General features: G+C 64.9%; 16 protein-coding genes, 4 tRNA genes and 1 pseudogene. 13 read left to right on the top strand and 8 right to left on the bottom strand.

Annotated features, from left to right (window positions below; genetic code table 11):
- Positions 1–87: 87 nt before the first annotated feature.
- Complete coding sequence (locus WB785_RS17795) at positions 88–672, bottom strand: TetR/AcrR family transcriptional regulator (RefSeq protein WP_424080620.1); 585 nt, start codon at positions 670–672, stop codon at positions 88–90.
- Between the two features lie 69 nt (positions 673–741).
- Between WB785_RS17795 and WB785_RS17790 the strand changes: the two genes are divergently transcribed.
- Complete coding sequence (locus tag WB785_RS17790) at positions 742–1,722, top strand: oxygenase MpaB family protein (protein WP_424080619.1); 981 nt, start codon at positions 742–744, stop codon at positions 1,720–1,722.
- A 26-nt stretch (positions 1,723–1,748) separates the two neighbouring features.
- Here WB785_RS17790 and WB785_RS17785 read toward each other — a convergent pair whose 3' ends face one another.
- Together WB785_RS17785 and WB785_RS17780 are read right to left on the bottom strand one after the other, a co-directional pair.
- Positions 1,749–1,955 carry a zinc transporter Slc39a7 gene (locus WB785_RS17785; RefSeq protein ID WP_424080618.1) on the bottom strand — a complete coding sequence of 69 codons (207 nt, stop codon included), beginning with the start codon at positions 1,953–1,955 and terminating at the stop codon, positions 1,749–1,751.
- A gap of 5 nt (positions 1,956–1,960) precedes the next feature.
- Positions 1,961–2,350 carry an ArsR/SmtB family transcription factor gene (locus WB785_RS17780; protein WP_424080617.1) on the bottom strand — a complete coding sequence of 130 codons (390 nt, stop codon included), beginning with the start codon at positions 2,348–2,350 and terminating at the stop codon, positions 1,961–1,963.
- A 101-nt stretch (positions 2,351–2,451) separates the two neighbouring features.
- On the opposite strand from WB785_RS17780, the gene WB785_RS17775 reads away from it, so the two are divergent.
- Complete coding sequence (locus WB785_RS17775) at positions 2,452–3,351, top strand: SAM-dependent methyltransferase (protein WP_424080616.1); 900 nt, start codon at positions 2,452–2,454, stop codon at positions 3,349–3,351.
- A gap of 8 nt (positions 3,352–3,359) precedes the next feature.
- On the opposite strand, the gene WB785_RS17770 is transcribed toward WB785_RS17775, so the two are convergent.
- Complete coding sequence (locus WB785_RS17770; RefSeq protein ID WP_424080615.1) at positions 3,360–4,451, bottom strand: F420-dependent hydroxymycolic acid dehydrogenase; 1,092 nt, start codon at positions 4,449–4,451, stop codon at positions 3,360–3,362.
- Positions 4,452–4,506: 55 nt separating this feature from the next.
- A tRNA-Lys gene (locus tag WB785_RS17765) sits at positions 4,507–4,579 on the bottom strand.
- A 122-nt stretch (positions 4,580–4,701) separates the two neighbouring features.
- Here WB785_RS17765 and WB785_RS17760 point away from each other — a divergent pair.
- The 3 genes from WB785_RS17760 to WB785_RS17750 all read left to right on the top strand — a co-directional run bounded on the left by WB785_RS17760 (position 4,702) and on the right by WB785_RS17750 (position 4,982).
- A tRNA-Glu gene (locus tag WB785_RS17760) sits at positions 4,702–4,774 on the top strand.
- A gap of 29 nt (positions 4,775–4,803) precedes the next feature.
- Positions 4,804–4,877, top strand: a tRNA-Asp gene (locus WB785_RS17755).
- A gap of 28 nt (positions 4,878–4,905) precedes the next feature.
- A tRNA-Phe gene (locus WB785_RS17750) sits at positions 4,906–4,982 on the top strand.
- A gap of 17 nt (positions 4,983–4,999) precedes the next feature.
- Here the strand turns inward: WB785_RS17750 and WB785_RS17745 are convergent.
- Both WB785_RS17745 and WB785_RS17740 read right to left on the bottom strand, forming a co-directional pair.
- The gene (locus tag WB785_RS17745; protein ID WP_424080614.1) at positions 5,000–6,064 is read right to left on the bottom strand and encodes an S-adenosylmethionine:tRNA ribosyltransferase-isomerase; all 1,065 of its coding nucleotides are present in this window, start codon (positions 6,062–6,064) and stop codon (positions 5,000–5,002) included.
- Positions 6,061–6,780 (bottom strand): SDR family NAD(P)-dependent oxidoreductase, encoded by a 720-nt coding sequence (locus WB785_RS17740; protein WP_424080613.1) that lies wholly within the window; start codon positions 6,778–6,780, stop codon positions 6,061–6,063. Before WB785_RS17740 ends, WB785_RS17745 begins: the two co-directional genes overlap by 4 nt.
- Before the next feature lie 62 nt (positions 6,781–6,842).
- Between WB785_RS17740 and soxR the strand changes: the two genes are divergently transcribed.
- The 8 genes and pseudogenes from soxR to WB785_RS17700 all read left to right on the top strand — a co-directional run bounded on the left by soxR (position 6,843) and on the right by WB785_RS17700 (position 13,729).
- Positions 6,843–7,319 (top strand): redox-sensitive transcriptional activator SoxR, encoded by a 477-nt coding sequence (gene soxR / locus WB785_RS17735; protein ID WP_424080612.1) that lies wholly within the window; start codon positions 6,843–6,845, stop codon positions 7,317–7,319.
- 47 nt (positions 7,320–7,366) lie between these two features.
- Positions 7,367–8,062 carry a hypothetical protein gene (locus tag WB785_RS17730; RefSeq protein ID WP_424080611.1) on the top strand — a complete coding sequence of 232 codons (696 nt, stop codon included), beginning with the start codon at positions 7,367–7,369 and terminating at the stop codon, positions 8,060–8,062.
- Positions 8,063–8,087: 25 nt separating this feature from the next.
- Entirely contained in the window at positions 8,088–8,777 is a 690-nt protein-coding gene (locus WB785_RS17725) for a M15 family metallopeptidase (RefSeq protein WP_424080610.1), read from the top strand.
- Positions 8,778–8,863: 86 nt separating this feature from the next.
- Positions 8,864–9,677, top strand: a pseudogene (locus tag WB785_RS17720) (methyltransferase domain-containing protein).
- A gap of 79 nt (positions 9,678–9,756) precedes the next feature.
- Positions 9,757–11,334 carry a methylmalonyl-CoA mutase family protein gene (locus WB785_RS17715; RefSeq protein ID WP_424080609.1) on the top strand — a complete coding sequence of 526 codons (1,578 nt, stop codon included), beginning with the start codon at positions 9,757–9,759 and terminating at the stop codon, positions 11,332–11,334.
- On the top strand, positions 11,335–11,763 hold the full coding sequence (locus tag WB785_RS17710) for a cobalamin B12-binding domain-containing protein (RefSeq protein ID WP_424080608.1): 429 nt from the start codon (positions 11,335–11,337) through the stop codon (positions 11,761–11,763).
- Positions 11,748–12,704, top strand: coding sequence for an LLM class F420-dependent oxidoreductase (locus tag WB785_RS17705; RefSeq protein ID WP_424080607.1), 957 nt, complete (start codon positions 11,748–11,750; stop codon positions 12,702–12,704). The genes WB785_RS17710 and WB785_RS17705 overlap by 16 nt, the downstream gene beginning before the upstream one ends.
- Positions 12,701–13,729 (top strand): CaiB/BaiF CoA transferase family protein, encoded by a 1,029-nt coding sequence (locus WB785_RS17700; protein WP_424080606.1) that lies wholly within the window; start codon positions 12,701–12,703, stop codon positions 13,727–13,729. The genes WB785_RS17705 and WB785_RS17700 overlap by 4 nt, the downstream gene beginning before the upstream one ends.
- Here the strand turns inward: WB785_RS17700 and WB785_RS17695 are convergent.
- Positions 13,726–14,352, bottom strand: a 627-nt coding sequence (locus WB785_RS17695) for a LysR family substrate-binding domain-containing protein (RefSeq protein ID WP_424080605.1), incomplete at its 5' end; no start/stop codon positions are given. The genes WB785_RS17700 and WB785_RS17695 overlap by 4 nt on opposite strands.

Genomic DNA, 14,352 nt, shown 5'->3' with positions numbered 1-14,352 from the left:
TCAATATATCTGTGTATACCGGTAGCATCAAGTTTCGCTCCGGTGAGATTATTTCGTGTCGGCCGCAGGTGCCTCCCCACTGAGTCTCTAGTGCGTCGCAGCCCGGTTGAGCAGCATTTCCACGCAGTAGTCGATGAACTGCTCACGGGTGGCCGCAAGCCGTCCGTCCAGGTATGCGGTGAACAGCGCGGTCAGCCCGCCGATCAAACTGGTGGCGATCATCGTTTGCCGCACCGGATCGCCGATCTGGGTCAGTTTGCGCTGAAGCAGGTCGATGAAGCTGGGCATCCACTCGGCGCCGGAGCGGACCAGCACCGGCTCCACCGCCGGGGCCAGCAACAGCACCCGGCCCCGCACCGGGTCGTCGACCATCAACGCGACGAATTGCTCCACCGCTTCGCGCGGTGTGGTCGCAGACATCAGCGCCGACATGGCGCGGGTGCAGACGTCGTCGTAGACGGCACGAACGAATTCGTCACGGTCAGTGAAGCTTTCGTAGAAGTAGCGCTCAGTGAGCCCGGCCTGCCGGCAGGCCGCCCGCACCGTCACTCCCGGTCCGCTCTCCCCGCCGAGCAACTGCACACCCGCTGTGATGAGTTCGTCGCGTCGCAGGGCCTGGCGATCCTCCAAAGGAACGCCGGACCAGCGGCGCGAACGTTGACCGGACGGCACGTCCCTCCTAAGGTCTACAATGACAACGCATGTAGTCAGATTGGCTGACACGGACAGGAAACCTCACCAGTGACTCAAGATACGTCTGAGGCGTCCCCGGTCGCGGCGGGTTGCCCGGTTTCGCCGGAGGGGTATGACGCCCCGCCGCTTGGTCCGGACTCGCTGACCTGGCGGTACTTCGGTGACTGGCGTGGCATGCTGCAGGGCCCGTGGGCCGGGTCGATGCAGAATATGCATCCGCAATTGGGTGCGGCGGTCGAAGACCACTCGACGTTCTTCCGCGAACGCTGGCCGCGGTTGCTGCGGTCGCTGTATCCGATCGGTGGTGTGGTCTTCGATGGCGACCGCGCGCCGCTGACTGGCGCCGAGGTGCGCGACTACCACGTGGACATCAAGGGCACCGACAGCCAGGGCCGGCGCTATCACGCGTTGAACCCGGACGTCTTCTACTGGGCGCACTCCACTTTCTTTGTCGGCACGTTGCATGTCGCTGAGCGGTTCTGCGGTGGCTTGACCGAGGCGCAGAAGCGTCGGCTGTTCGATGAGCATGTGCAGTGGTACCGGATGTATGGCATGAGCATGCGTCCAGTCCCAGAAACGTGGGAAGACTTCCAGGTCTACTGGGACCACATGTGCCGCGATGTGTTGGAGAACAACTTCGCCGCCCGCGAAGTGCTCAACCTGACCGAATTGCCCAAACCGCCTTTTGCGCAATGGGTTCCAGACCGACTGTGGGCACTGCAACGCAAACTGCTGGCGCCGTTCTTCGTCTGGCTGACGGTCGGGCTCTACGATCCGCCGGTGCGCGAGCTGATGGGCTACACCTGGTCGCGTCGCGACGAGTGGTTACACCGCCGCTTCGGTGACGTTGTGCGGCTGGTGTTTACCTGCTTGCCGCGGCGTGCCCGCATGCACCCCCGGGCCCGGGCGGGGTGGGACCGGGCCACCGGTCGCATCCCGGCCGCGACGCCGCTGGTGCACACTCCCGCGCGCAACCTGCCGCCGCTCGACGAGCGCGACAGCCCAAAGCACTACTGCCCCAACGTCTGACGTCAACAGTCCGTCGACACGCGTGATCAGCGGTGCGCGTGGTTGTGGGGTTCTTCGAGGCCGGCCTGATGCACGTGTCCGTGGCTGTGCTCGGTCCCGTCGTCGTGGGTGTGAGTGTGCTCGTGCTCGACGTGCTCGTGTTCATGTTCGGTGTGCGCATGCGTGTGAGCGACCGCGCCGTGTTCGTGCTCGTGCGAATGCGGTGCTTCGTGCGAGTGTTCGTGGTGCGACATAATTTTCATTTCCTTCGTTGTGCGGTTGGTTGGGAAACTGCCTGCAGTGGGGTGTCGGTGCGGTGATGCCGCGGAACCCCGGGGCCGGCATGTTCGGCGTTGAAAACGGCGTCGACGACAAGCTGACGTACGTGCTCGTTCTCCAGGCTGTAGAAGATCGTCGTGCCTTCCCGGCGGGTGCGCACCAGCCGCGCCATCCGTAACTTGGCGAGGTGCTGCGACACAGACGGCGCCGGTTTGCCGACATGCTCGGCGAGTTCGTTGACCGACATTTCGCGGTCGGTGAGCGACCACAGCACCTGAACCCGGGTGGCGTCGGCCAACATCCGGAAGACCTCGACCACCAGGCTCGCCTGGTCGTCCGGCAACCGGACATCCTCGTTATCTGCATGCATACGCAGATAGTAGCGCAAGCGCCGATTATGTCAAGGACGCCGTCCGCTGGTAATAACTAGGTGACCTATATTGTTCGGAAAACCCCGAGATGGGAGCCGCGATGTCCAGGCGTACCGAGAGCGACAGCTGGGATCTCGCGACGAGCGTGGGGGCGACCGCGACGATGGTGGCCGCCCAGCGGGCGCTGGCCACAGCCGCAGGGCTGATCGACGACCCGTTTGCTGCGCCGTTGGTCCGCGCGGTGGGCATCGACGTCTACACCCGGCTGGTGAACGGCGAGATGCAGGCCACCGACGGGAACGAATTCGATCCGGACCGGATGGCCCGCGGGATGGGGGTCCGCACCCGGTTCTACGACCAGCACTTCATCGACGCCACGCGCTGCGGTATCCGCCAGGCGGTCATCTTGGCGGCCGGCTTGGACTCGCGTGCCTACCGCCTGCCCTGGCCGGAAGGCACCGTCGTCTATGAGGTCGACATGCCGACCGTCATCGATTTCAAAACCTCGACGCTGAGCAAGCTCGGTGCGGAGCCGACGGCCGAGCGTCGAACTGTTGCTGTTGATTTGCGCGACGATTGGCCTGCGGCCCTACAGACTGCAGGCTTTGACCCGCAGGCGCCCGCGGTGTGGAGCGCCGAGGGATTACTGGTCTATCTACCGCCCGAGGCGCAGGACGGCCTGTTCAACAACGTCACCGCGTTAAGCGCAGCCAAAAGCCGACTGGCTTGCGAATTTGTCCCTGACACAAGGATTTTCGCCGACCCGCGTTATCGGGCGCATCACGACCGGTTGAGTGAGCTCGGATTCGATATCGATTTCAACGACCTCGTCTACCATTTCGAGCGCAGTCACATCATCGAATACCTGACCCGGCATGGCTGGCAGGTTTCGCACCGCGAGATCGCCCAACTGCATGCCGCTAACGGCTTCGTCTACCCAGACGATCACGTCGCCGCGGCTTTCGCCGACATGGTTTATCTCAACGCCGTGCTGGGCTGACCCACCCGCTAGTGCAACCGCGGCAGCACCGCTGTGCGGTAAAAGTCAATCGCGGCAAGCGGATTGCGTTGCGCGAAATGCATAAACGGCGTCGCACCGGCGTCCAGAACCGCCTGCACCGCCGCGATGTGGGTGGCGGAATCGGTGCCGGTGGTCCAGCCGTGGATGACCTTATCCACCGGATTGGCTTGCGCTGCGCGCTGGATGTCGACGGGATTGGGTTGGTCGACGGCGCCCCCGGTGAACCGCCACAGCTCTGCGGCGCGGACGATTTCGTTCTGGTCGCCGACGACGGCGAACATTTCAGCTCGCTTGCCCAGCTTGCCGGGATCTCGGCCCGACTCGTGTGCACCCGTGTTGAAGGCGGCCACCAGCTTTTGGTCTTTGATGCCGCTAGCCTCACTGATCCAGCCGTCGCCGTATCGGCCGGCCAGGTGCGCGCTCTTGGGGCCGCCCGCGGCGACGAAGATCGGCGGGGGCGACGGTGGCGGATCATAGAGCTTGAGCTGACTGGTCTGAAAGTAGCGTCCCTGGAATGAGATTCGCTGACCGCTCCACAACTGCCGGATCAGCGCGACGGCTTCGACCAACCGGTCGTGGCGCTCCCGGTATGGCCCAAACTGGGCGGTGGCCGCCAGCTCGTTGAGCCGCTCACCCGTGCCGACGCCGAGGAACACGCGGTTTGGATAGAGCACCGCGAGCGATGCAAACGCCTGCGCGACAGTGGTCGGGTGATAGCGATAGATGGGGCACGTCACCCCGGTGCCGAACGGGATGTGGTTGGTGCGTTGGCCTACTAGCGCCAGCGTGAACCAAGGGAACATCGAATGACCCTCGTTGTCCTGCCACGGCTGAAGGTGATCGCTGGCCCACAGGTAACGGAATCCGGCCTGCTCGGCTGCCTGGGCCTGGTCGACGAGTTGGGAAGTGCTGAATTGTTCGTGGGATAGCACGAAGCCGACACCCGGACCCGACGACGGCGTCGTGGATGGCGGGCCGGCTTGTTGCCTGGAGCCGCACGCGGCCGTCAGTCCGGCGGCGCCGACCATGCTTGCCGCCGCCGCGAGCTGGCCGAATGAACGCCGTGATATTCCTCTCATGGGCCGGGAGTACCCGCAATCCGGCCCGTCGGCGGAAGCGCCGCCCGTTGCTCGGTGCCCCCACTAGGACTCGAACCTAGGACCTGCGGATTAAAAGTCCGTAGCTCTACCAACTGAGCTATAGGGGCGCGAGGCACAGGATACTGGTTGCACCGGCCGTGCTCGTTTGAGGATTGGGTCTATGGTGCCCTAAGCTGGCTTGGCTCCCAGCGAAACCACGTTGCGAGTACCCCGGAGAGATTCGGTTCTGGCCCCCTTCGTCTAGCGGCCTAGGACGCCGCCCTTTCAAGGCGGTAGCGCGGGTTCGAATCCCGTAGGGGGTACGTGATGCGGTGACGCGGAGCAGCAGCAAGGCCCTGTGGCGCAGTTGGTTAGCGCGCCGCCCTGTCACGGCGGAGGTCGCGGGTTCGAGTCCCGTCAGGGTCGCCGTCGCGCGAGGCACACGGTGCCTTCCGGCCAGGTAGCTCAGTCGGTATGAGCGTCCGCCTGAAAAGCGGAAGGTCGCCGGTTCGATCCCGGCCCTGGCCACCAAGATGTTTGCGCAGCTCTTATCGCTGTCCGATGCGGGGCGGCAGCAGTAGTGCGCTGTCGCCGAACTCGTGCCACAGGTAATCGTGCGCAACGGCCTCCCGGTACGCCGCGGCAACCAGCTCGGAACCGGCGACCGCCTCGAGCAGCAGCAGGTGAGAGGCGCCCGCGTCGTGCCAGCCGGTGATCAATCCGTCGACCACGCGCACGGGTTGGCCGGGTCCGATCACGAGCCCCGTCCTGCCGTGCGACGGGTGCACGATGCCGTCGGCGCCCGCAGCGGATTCGAGAGCGCGGGTTGCGGTGGTGCCGACCGCGACGACGCGCCCGCCCGTCGCGCGGGTGAGGTTCACCAGCTGAGCGGTGCGTGGCGGCACGTCGAAAGGCTCGGACGTCGGCGACTCGCCGAGCTCTGCAGACGATACGCCGGCGTGCAGCGTGATCGGCGCGATGGTGATCCCGCGCGCGATCAGCGAAGCGACCAACTCTGCACTGAAAGGTCGTGCAGCGCTCGCCATTTCGGCGCTGCCGGGCAGATGGGCGAATACGGTCTGATAGCTCCTAAGCGGCCATTGTCGCGGTACATAGGCGTAACGGATCGCCCGGCCATGGCGCGCGAGGTAGGACGTCACATCGCCTTCGATCACCGGACGTGAGGTCCATAGCCGGCTGCCCGCGATACCTGCTCGCGGATACGACGACCCGACCACGAGAGCCGCTCCGCCGGGCAGGTCGATCCGTTCGCCGGGCCGTATGTCCGTCAGGTGGCCGGTCGCATTTTTTGCCGGCCGCAGCTCGATGACCCAGATGCGGTCAGTGAGAGCCGTGGAAAAGTGGACCGCCACGGGGCGCCCGTCGCGACACCCATCGACCGCGGCGGGCAACGTTGCGGTGTTGTTGACGACCAGCAGGTCCCCAGGTTCCAGGTAGTCCCCGAGATCGACGAAGCGCGAGTGGGTGATCCCGCTCGCCTGCGCGACAAGAAGTTTGACTCCGTCGCGCGAGAGACCGTGGACTTCCGGCGGTTCGATGGCATCGGTTCCAGGCGGACGTTCGAATCGGGTGCGGGGGACCGGGAGTGTCATCGCGGTGCCCCGTTCACGGCCAGGTCGCTGGAGCGGTAGCGGCCGCCGGGCGGCCGGGTGTCCACCAACCGCAGAAGCGCCGGAACGACTGACTCGGGCTCGGGGCGATCTGAGATGTCCTCCCCTGGGAATGCGGCCTGATGCATCTCGGTGCGCATGTCGCCGGGATCGAACGCATAGACGCGCACGGAGGGCGTTTCCACCGCAAGAATGGCCGACATTTGGTCGAGTGCAGCCTTCGACGAGCCGTAGCCGCCCCAGCCCTGGTACGCCTCGACGGCCGCGTCGGAGGACAGGTTGACGATCACGCCGCGGGTCTCGGCCAGGGCAAACAGCGACGCCCGGATCAGCGCCAGCGGCGCAAAGACGTTGACGTCGTAGACGGCCCGCAGTTCGTCGTCGGCGTAGTTCGCAAGCTCGGGGAGCGGACTGGGGCCGAGTCGGCTGGCGTTGTTCACCAGCAGCGACAGCGACCCGGCGTGGCTGGCGGCGTCGAGCAGTGCGGCGCGGTGCGATGCGTCGGTGACGTCGCCCGCGATCGCGATCAGCCGCGGCGAGTCGAGCGCGCCGGCAGTGGCCTCCAAGTCGGCGATGCGGCGAGCGTCGGTCACCACCGTCCAGCCGCGACTCAGCAGTGCGGCCGCGAGTGCGCGGCCAAAGCCTCGCGAACCGCCGGTGACGATTGCGACTGGAGAAGTGTTCTGAAGTTCGGTCATACAGGCATACTGATAGTTGAAGTAAACTTTAAGTCAAGGATCAATTTCAGAAAGGTGGTCGGATGCAAAGTGCGGATCTGCTCACCGTCAGTGAGCTAGCCGGCAGAAGTGGCTTCGCGCCGTCGGCGATTCGTTTCTACGACAAAGAGGGGCTGATCAGCGCGTCACGGACGGCTGGCGGGCAGCGTCGCTTTGAGCGAAATACCTTGCGCCGCTTGGCATTCATCCGTGCTGCCCGCAACGTGGGGCTCAGCCTGGACGAAGTGGCCGCGGCACTGGCGAGGCTGCCGGGCAACCGTACGCCCACGCGCGCAGACTGGGCCGACTTGTCCCGGCAGTGGCGCACTCGTCTTACCGAGCAGATCGAAGCGCTGACCGCGCTTCGCGACAACCTGCAGTCGTGTATTGGTTGCGGTTGCCTGTCGTTGAAGCGGTGCGCGATCTCCAACCCGGCGGATACCGCGGCGGTCGCCGGGCCCGGGGCGGTTTATCTACCGAGAGCTCTGCGGCGGCAGTCGCCTAGCCCCCTCCGTAGGTAGGCCCTTGGACGCCGTCGCGAAAGCTAGTGCATTTCTGCGATGGCCCAGTGCCGGTGCAACAGGTCTCGATCAGGGCGGGCGCCTGGCCAAAGTGCGGTGATACCTGTTCCGACGTGTATTGCCCGCCGGAACTCTTGCAATTGTCCTCGACATCGGTCTGTGCGTGGGCAAGCGGTGCGGCCAAGATCATCGCCGCGACCGCAATTCCGAAAGTTGCCCCGCGCTGGGCACTTAATACAGGGCGCTTCATTTTCCTCCGTAAGCCGATGCAACTGTTGGCGACAGTTTACCGACTCTGCGCTGATGCTCGCGGCCTGCACGGTGATCCGAAAACGAAGGTAAACTACAAGCATGTAATTCGGCGCAAGCGGCGTCGCCGATCAAAGGAACAGCCCATGGACCCACTCAAAATTTCCAGCGTTGAGCTCGACGATCGGGATCCTTTTAGAGCGACTTTCGAGGTGCACCTGTCCCGCGACATGACGGACTTCGAGCGCCAGACGCTGCCTCCACTGCTCTCCGGGAGCTTCTCGCCGTCAGAGGCTCGAGGTTCGGCGGTGGTCGCCATCAGAAACGCGACCATCGCGATGATCGAGGACCATCGGGACCTGCTCAAGCAGATTGTGACGGAAGCCGAATCATTGGCCAAGACAATGGAACACGATCAACACGCGGTTGCCGCTCAAGTCGCGGCCAGGGTAGAGGATGCCAGCCGGCGCGCCGCGGCCATCGACTGGAGCTAAGGCGTCAGTCGCGGATAATGAGACGGTGACTGCCTTCCGGTCGTTAGCGGCGCTGGTTGTGGCCGTGTCCGCGACCAGCTGGAGTGCACCCGCCAACGCCGACGTGCCGCCGCTGAGCGCCGAGGCGCGCGCAGCCGGATTCGTCGACGTCCGTTCCGTAATTCCCGACGCGGTCATCGATCTGCGCTATGCGACGCCGAACAACTTCACCGGCATGCCGTTGTATCCGGGCGATGCCCGCTGCCTGGTGCACGAATCGATGGCGCCCGGACTTGCCGCGGCCGCAAAGGCATTGGGTTCACAAGGACAGCAGCTCGTCTTCTGGGACTGCTATCGACCGCACGCCGTGCAGGTCAAGATGTTCGACGTGGTGCCGAACCCGGCGTGGGTGGCCAGGCCCGGCCCCTATGCGAAAAGCCATGAGGCGGGGCGTTCAGTTGACGTGACGATGGCGGGCACACAACAACAATGCCCGGCGGCGCGGCAGTTGGCCGGTCACTGCCTGGCCGATATGGGCACCGATTTCGACGACTTTTCGCCGCGCGCCCTCGCCTTCGCCACCGACGGCGTCAGTGCAGACCAGCAGGCCAACCGGGCCCGGCTAAAGGACGCGATGGGTGCCGGCGGGCTGGCGGTGTACTCCGGTGAATGGTGGCATTTCGACGGGCCCGGGGCCGGTGTGCAACGCCCGATCCTCAACGTTCCAGTCGATTAGACTATCCCATGATATGAGATAGCTATTTCGCATCGTGGAACACGCGGCGTAGCCTTCGGGGGCATTCGATCGCAAGGAGCCACACGATGAACAGCTATCCCCAGGCCGTCTACACCCACGGGCATCACGAGTCGGTGCTGCGCGCGCATCGCAGACGCACCGCAACGGACTCCGCCGGCTACCTGCTGCCGCACCTACAGCCGGGGATGTCGCTGCTCGACGTGGGCTGCGGCCCCGGGACCATCACCGTCGACCTCGCAGCTCGCGTTGCGCCCGGCCGGGTCACCGCTGTCGAACTCACCGATTGCGGCTTTGGATTTGGCCCGCGCGGAGGCGCACACGCGAAACCAGTCCAACATCGAGTTCGTGACTTCTGACGTGCACGCGCTCGATTTTCCCGACGGCACTTTCGACGTCGTGCACGCCCACCAGGTGTTGCAACACCTGGCCGATCCGGTGCAAGCGCTGCGCGAACTGCGGCGGGTATGTGTGCCTAACGGAATCGTCGCGGTGCGCGACGCCGACTACGCCGGATTCACTTGGTTCCCGCAGCTTCCGGCGTTGGACCGCTGGAGCGAGCTCTACGCCGAGGCGGCCCGCGCGAACGGCGGCGAACCCGACGCGGGGCGGCGGCTGTTGTCCTGGGCCCAGGAGGCAGGATTCGATGACATTACTCCCACGGGCAGCATGTGGTGTTTTGCGACGCCGGAAACCCGCGACTGGTGGGGGCGGATGTGGTCCGACCGGATTGTCGAGTCGGCCCTGGCCCGTCAGCTGGTGGACTCGGGGATCGCCACAGTCGCTGAGCTCAACGAGATCTCATCGGCATGGCGGGACTGGGCGGCCGCTCCGAACGGCTGGCTGGCGGTCCCGCATGGCGAGCTTCTCTGCCGCGCCTAGGCGCATCCGCTGAGCCTTCTTTAGGCTGGTCAAGCCGCGGGATTGGCATTCTCTTTTTTTGCAAGTACGTTATCAATCGATGGATAACCACACCGAAACCTCATCCGGCATCCCGCTGGAGCCCATCTACGGGCCGGGGGATCGTGGTACCGAGCCGCCGCCGCCAGGAACATATCCCTTTACCCGGGGAAACTTCGCCAGTGGCTACCGAGGCAAGCTGTGGACATTTCGGCAGTACTCCGGATTCGGCACGGTTGAGGAATCCAACCGTCGCTACCGCTACTTGCTGGACCAGGGCGGGACGGGGTTGTCGGTGGCGCTGGATCTGCCGACCCAGTGTGGATATGACTCCGATGATCCCGAGTTCGGTGAGGAGGTCGGCCGGGTCGGCGTCGCGATCGACACCCTCGCCGACGCCGAGATCCTGTTCGACGGCATTCCGCTGGACAAGATCAGCACCAGCTTCACGATCAACGGCACCGCGGCGATACTGCTGGCGTTCTACGTGGCGGCCGCCGAGCGCAAGGGTGTGCCGCGCGCCAAGCTGACCGGGACCATCCAGAACGACATTCTCAAGGAGTACGCCTCGCGCGGCACCTGGATCTGGCCGCCGGAGCCGTCGCTGCGGCTGATCGCCGACACCATCGAGTTCTGCGCGGCAGAGGTTCCTAGGTTCAATGCGATCTCGGTGGCCGGGGCGCACTTCCGTGACGCCGGGGCCAACGCGGTGCAGGAGATGGCATTCACTCTGGCCGACGGCGTGACCTACTGCGACACCGTGGTGGAACGCGGCCGCATGACCATCGACCAGTTCGCGCCGCAGATCTCGTTCTTCTTCTACACGCACGGCGATTTCTTCGAGGAGATCGCCAAATACCGTGCCGGACGGCGACGTTGGGCGACGATCGTGCGGGAACGCTATGGCGCCACTACCGACAAGGCGTCAATGTTCCGGTTCGGCTGCGTGTGTGGGGGCGCGTCGCTGTATGCGCCGCAGGCGCAGAACAACCTGGTGCGGGTGGCCTACGAGGCGATGGCTGCCGTGCTGGGCGGTGTGCAGTCGATGTTCACCGCCGCGTGGGACGAGCCGTTTGCGCTACCAAGCGAGGAGTCCACCACGCTTGCGTTGCGCACCCAACAGATCCTGGCCCATGAAACCGGTGTCGCCCGCGTCGCAGACCCGCTCGGCGGCTCCTACTTCGTCGAGGCCCTCACCGACGCCACCGAGGCCCGCATCGTCGAGATCATGCATGACCTCGAGCAGCACGGCGGAATGGTCCGCGCCATCGAAGACGGCTATCTGCAAGGGCTGATCGCCGATGAAGCCTTTCGGATCCACCAAGACATCGAAGCCGGCACGCGCCCGGTCGTCGGCGTCAACCGGTTTGTCTCCGAGGAGCCGCCGCCCGAAATCGTCACCTACGAGCTTGATGCTGAAGGTCGCGATTTCCAACTCAAGCGTCTCTCCAAGGTAAAGGCTGAAAGGGATGTGGCTGCAGTGCAATCCAGCCTTGCTGCGCTGTCACGAGCGGCCGAAGGAACCGACAATCTGATGCACAAGCTGATCGACTGCGCAAACGCCTACTGCACGGTCGGTGAGATGGTCTCGACGCTCAAAGCGGTCTGGGGCGAATTCCAGCAGCCGGTGGTGTTCTAGATGGCAGTGCGGATCCTGGTGGCCAAGCCCGGTCTCGACGGACATGACCGCGGGGCCAAGATCGTTGCCCGCACTCTGCGCGACGCCGGTTTCGAGGTGATCTACACCGGGATCCGGCAGCGCATTGAAGACATCGCGTCGATCGCCGTACAAGAAGATGTGGCAGTCGTCGGGTTGAGCATTCTGTCCGGCGCGCATGTCGCATTGACCACCCGCACCGTCGAGGCGTTGCGAGCGGCCGAGGCTGCCGATATCGCCGTTGTAGTCGGCGGGACGATACCTGAGAGCGACGTGCCCAAGCTGCTGGACGCCGGGGCGGCAGCGGTATTTCCAACGGGCACTTCGCTCGACGTTCTTGTGCGCGACATTCGCGCGCTCACCGGCACCCCGGACCCCGAGCAAAAGGAAACACCGTGCGCCTCGGAGTAATGATCGGCGCGGAGCGTGGCGATATGGCCCGCAAGGTCGCCAAGTTGGCCTCCGATATTGAATGGGCAGAGGCCGTTGGACTGGACACCGCGTGGATGCCGCAGGTGCCCAACGACTTCGACGCTATGACCATGGTTGCGCTGATGGCGGCGCACAGCTCCCGCATCGAGCTAGGTACGGCAGTTGTGCCGCTGCAGGCTCAGCATCCGATTGCTCTTGCTCGCCAAGCGCTCTCGACGCATGCGTTGGCTGGCGGACGGCTGGCGTTGGGTGTCGGGCCGTCGCATCATTGGATCATCCGTGACATGCTCGGCCTGCCGTATGAGAAGCCGGCCGCTTACACGCGCGACTATCTGCAGGTACTCAACGCCGCCATCGCCGGTCCGGGATCTGTTGATGTCGAGAATGATTCGTTCACCGTGCACAATCCGACGGCGATCGGGGCCGATACCCCAATGCCGGTGCTGGTTGCCGCGCTCGGGCCAGTGATGCTGCAGCTTGCCGGCGAACTGGCCGGCGGCACGGTGTTATGGATGGCGGACGAGCGTGCGATTGGCGATCACATCGCGCCGAAGATCACCAAGGCGGCGGCAGATGCCGGACGGCCCGCGCCGCGGATCGTCGCGGGTATCCCGGTATGCCTGTGTGCGCCTTCCCAAGTCGACGAGGCCAAGGAGCGAGCCAACCGCGTGCTGGGCGAGGCGGAGGTCTCGCCCAACTACCAACGCCTCCTCGAACGCGGCGATGCCCGCGATGTCGGCGATCTGTGCGCGGCCGGCGACGAGGCGGCCATCCTGGCACGGATGCGCCGGTTCGCTGACGCCGGGGTGACCGACTTGTCGGTGCGGCTGCTGCCGATTGGCGACAACCGCGACGAGCTCATCGCCTCCAAGCAACGCACCCGTGAGATGATCGCCGCGCTGGCAACGGAACTGCGGTGACGACCGCTGCACCGCTGGCGGGAATACGAATTCTCGAAGTCGGCACCATGCTCGCGGGCCCGTACGCGACGATGCTGCTCGCCGACCTCGGCGCCGAGGTGACCAAGATCGAACCCACCGGTGGTGAGATCTCGCGCAGTGTCGGGCTCAGCTACTTCGCCAGCCTCAACCGCAACAAGGCCAGCGTCTGCCTGGACCTGAATTCCGATGCGGGCCAGCAGCACTTGGGCGAACTGGTGTCCGAATCGCACGCGCTGCTGGTGAACCTGAAACCGTCGGCCATCCGCCGGCTGGGCCTGACCTATGAGCAGCTGCGGCGCTGGAACGAGCGGATCGTCTGCGTCGCGATCACCGGCTTCGGGCTATATGGCGGCGACGACCCAGCTTTCGACTACGTGGTTCAGGCGGGCGTCGGCATCGCCGCGTTGACCGGCGACCCGGATGGCCCACCCACGTTGCCGGGCTACTCATCGGCCGATAATTCCACCGGAATGTGTGCGGCGCTGGGGCTTCTGGCCAAAATCATCTCCGGCACCGGCGGACAAGTCGATGTGTCGCTGCGTGACGTGATGCTGTCGCAGCTCAACTACCACGCCTCCGCCTACCTCAACAATGGCGTCGAACCGACCCGCAGGCAGAATGGCGCACACTCGTATTACGTTCCAGCCCAACTCTTTCCGACGGCCGACGGATATCTTGCGCTGTTCATCACGCACGACGGGTTCTGGAAATCCTTCGCCGCCGAGGCGGGCATCCATGGCTTCGTACTGATGGCAGATAGGGTTTCCCGACGCGACGAGGTGCTCGCCGTAGTTACCACAGCTCTCGGGACAGATACCGCCGCCAATTGGGAAGCCCGTCTGCGTCCGCTCGGGGTGCCCGCGGCGGCGGTGCGGACCTTGCCCGAAGCGTTGCAGGCCACACCGGAAATCGTGGTTAACGCAGGCCATTTCCGCTTGGTCGGCAACCCGATCAGGGTGGACGGCTACCAGCCGGACTATCGTCCGCCACCGGAGTTGGTCTAGCCTGCGGAATCTGGACCGGTGAGGTGGGCTCGAGCCAGTTTGCGGAAGGCCGAGACGAGGCGGCTCCGGTCGTCGGCGCGGCTGGCCAACACGACATGGCTGGGCTCAACGCCCTCAAGGGGAATCGTGGTGAGGTCAGGCCGCAACGCGTTTGCGTGAACTCCGGCCGAAATCGCCACCGCCTGGCCGGCTGCGATCACTTCAAACTTGTCTTGGAGTGCATCGATGAACGGCCCGTCTGGCGCGCGCCGGCCGTCAGGACGCGGATCGACGCGCCAGTAGGCACTCCACGCGGGGTCGGAATCCCGGACTCGTGGCATCGGTTCGTCGGCGATGTCGTCAAGGGTGATCGATTCCTTGCCGGCCAGCCGATGGTCCACTGGCACCACCAACGCCCGCGGCTCGTCATAGAGGATTGTCACGTGCAGTTGGTCGGTGGGAAATGGCAGCCGGGTCACCACCGCGTCGACTCGATGGTCGAGTAGCGCCTCACGCGCTTGATTCCAATCCACATGCACGGCTTGCACGTCGGCGTCCGGGTGCTCGCGGCGCATCTCTCGCACCGCCGGTGTGACGATAAGTCCCATCGTGTAGCCGATGGTGATCCGGCTGGGCTGGGCGGC

It is taken from the genome of Mycobacterium sp., assembly GCF_049585075.1.
In the GTDB taxonomy this organism is placed as follows: Bacteria; Actinomycetota; Actinomycetes; order Mycobacteriales; family Mycobacteriaceae; genus Mycobacterium.
This window is presented reverse-complemented; position numbering and strand designations above follow the sequence as displayed.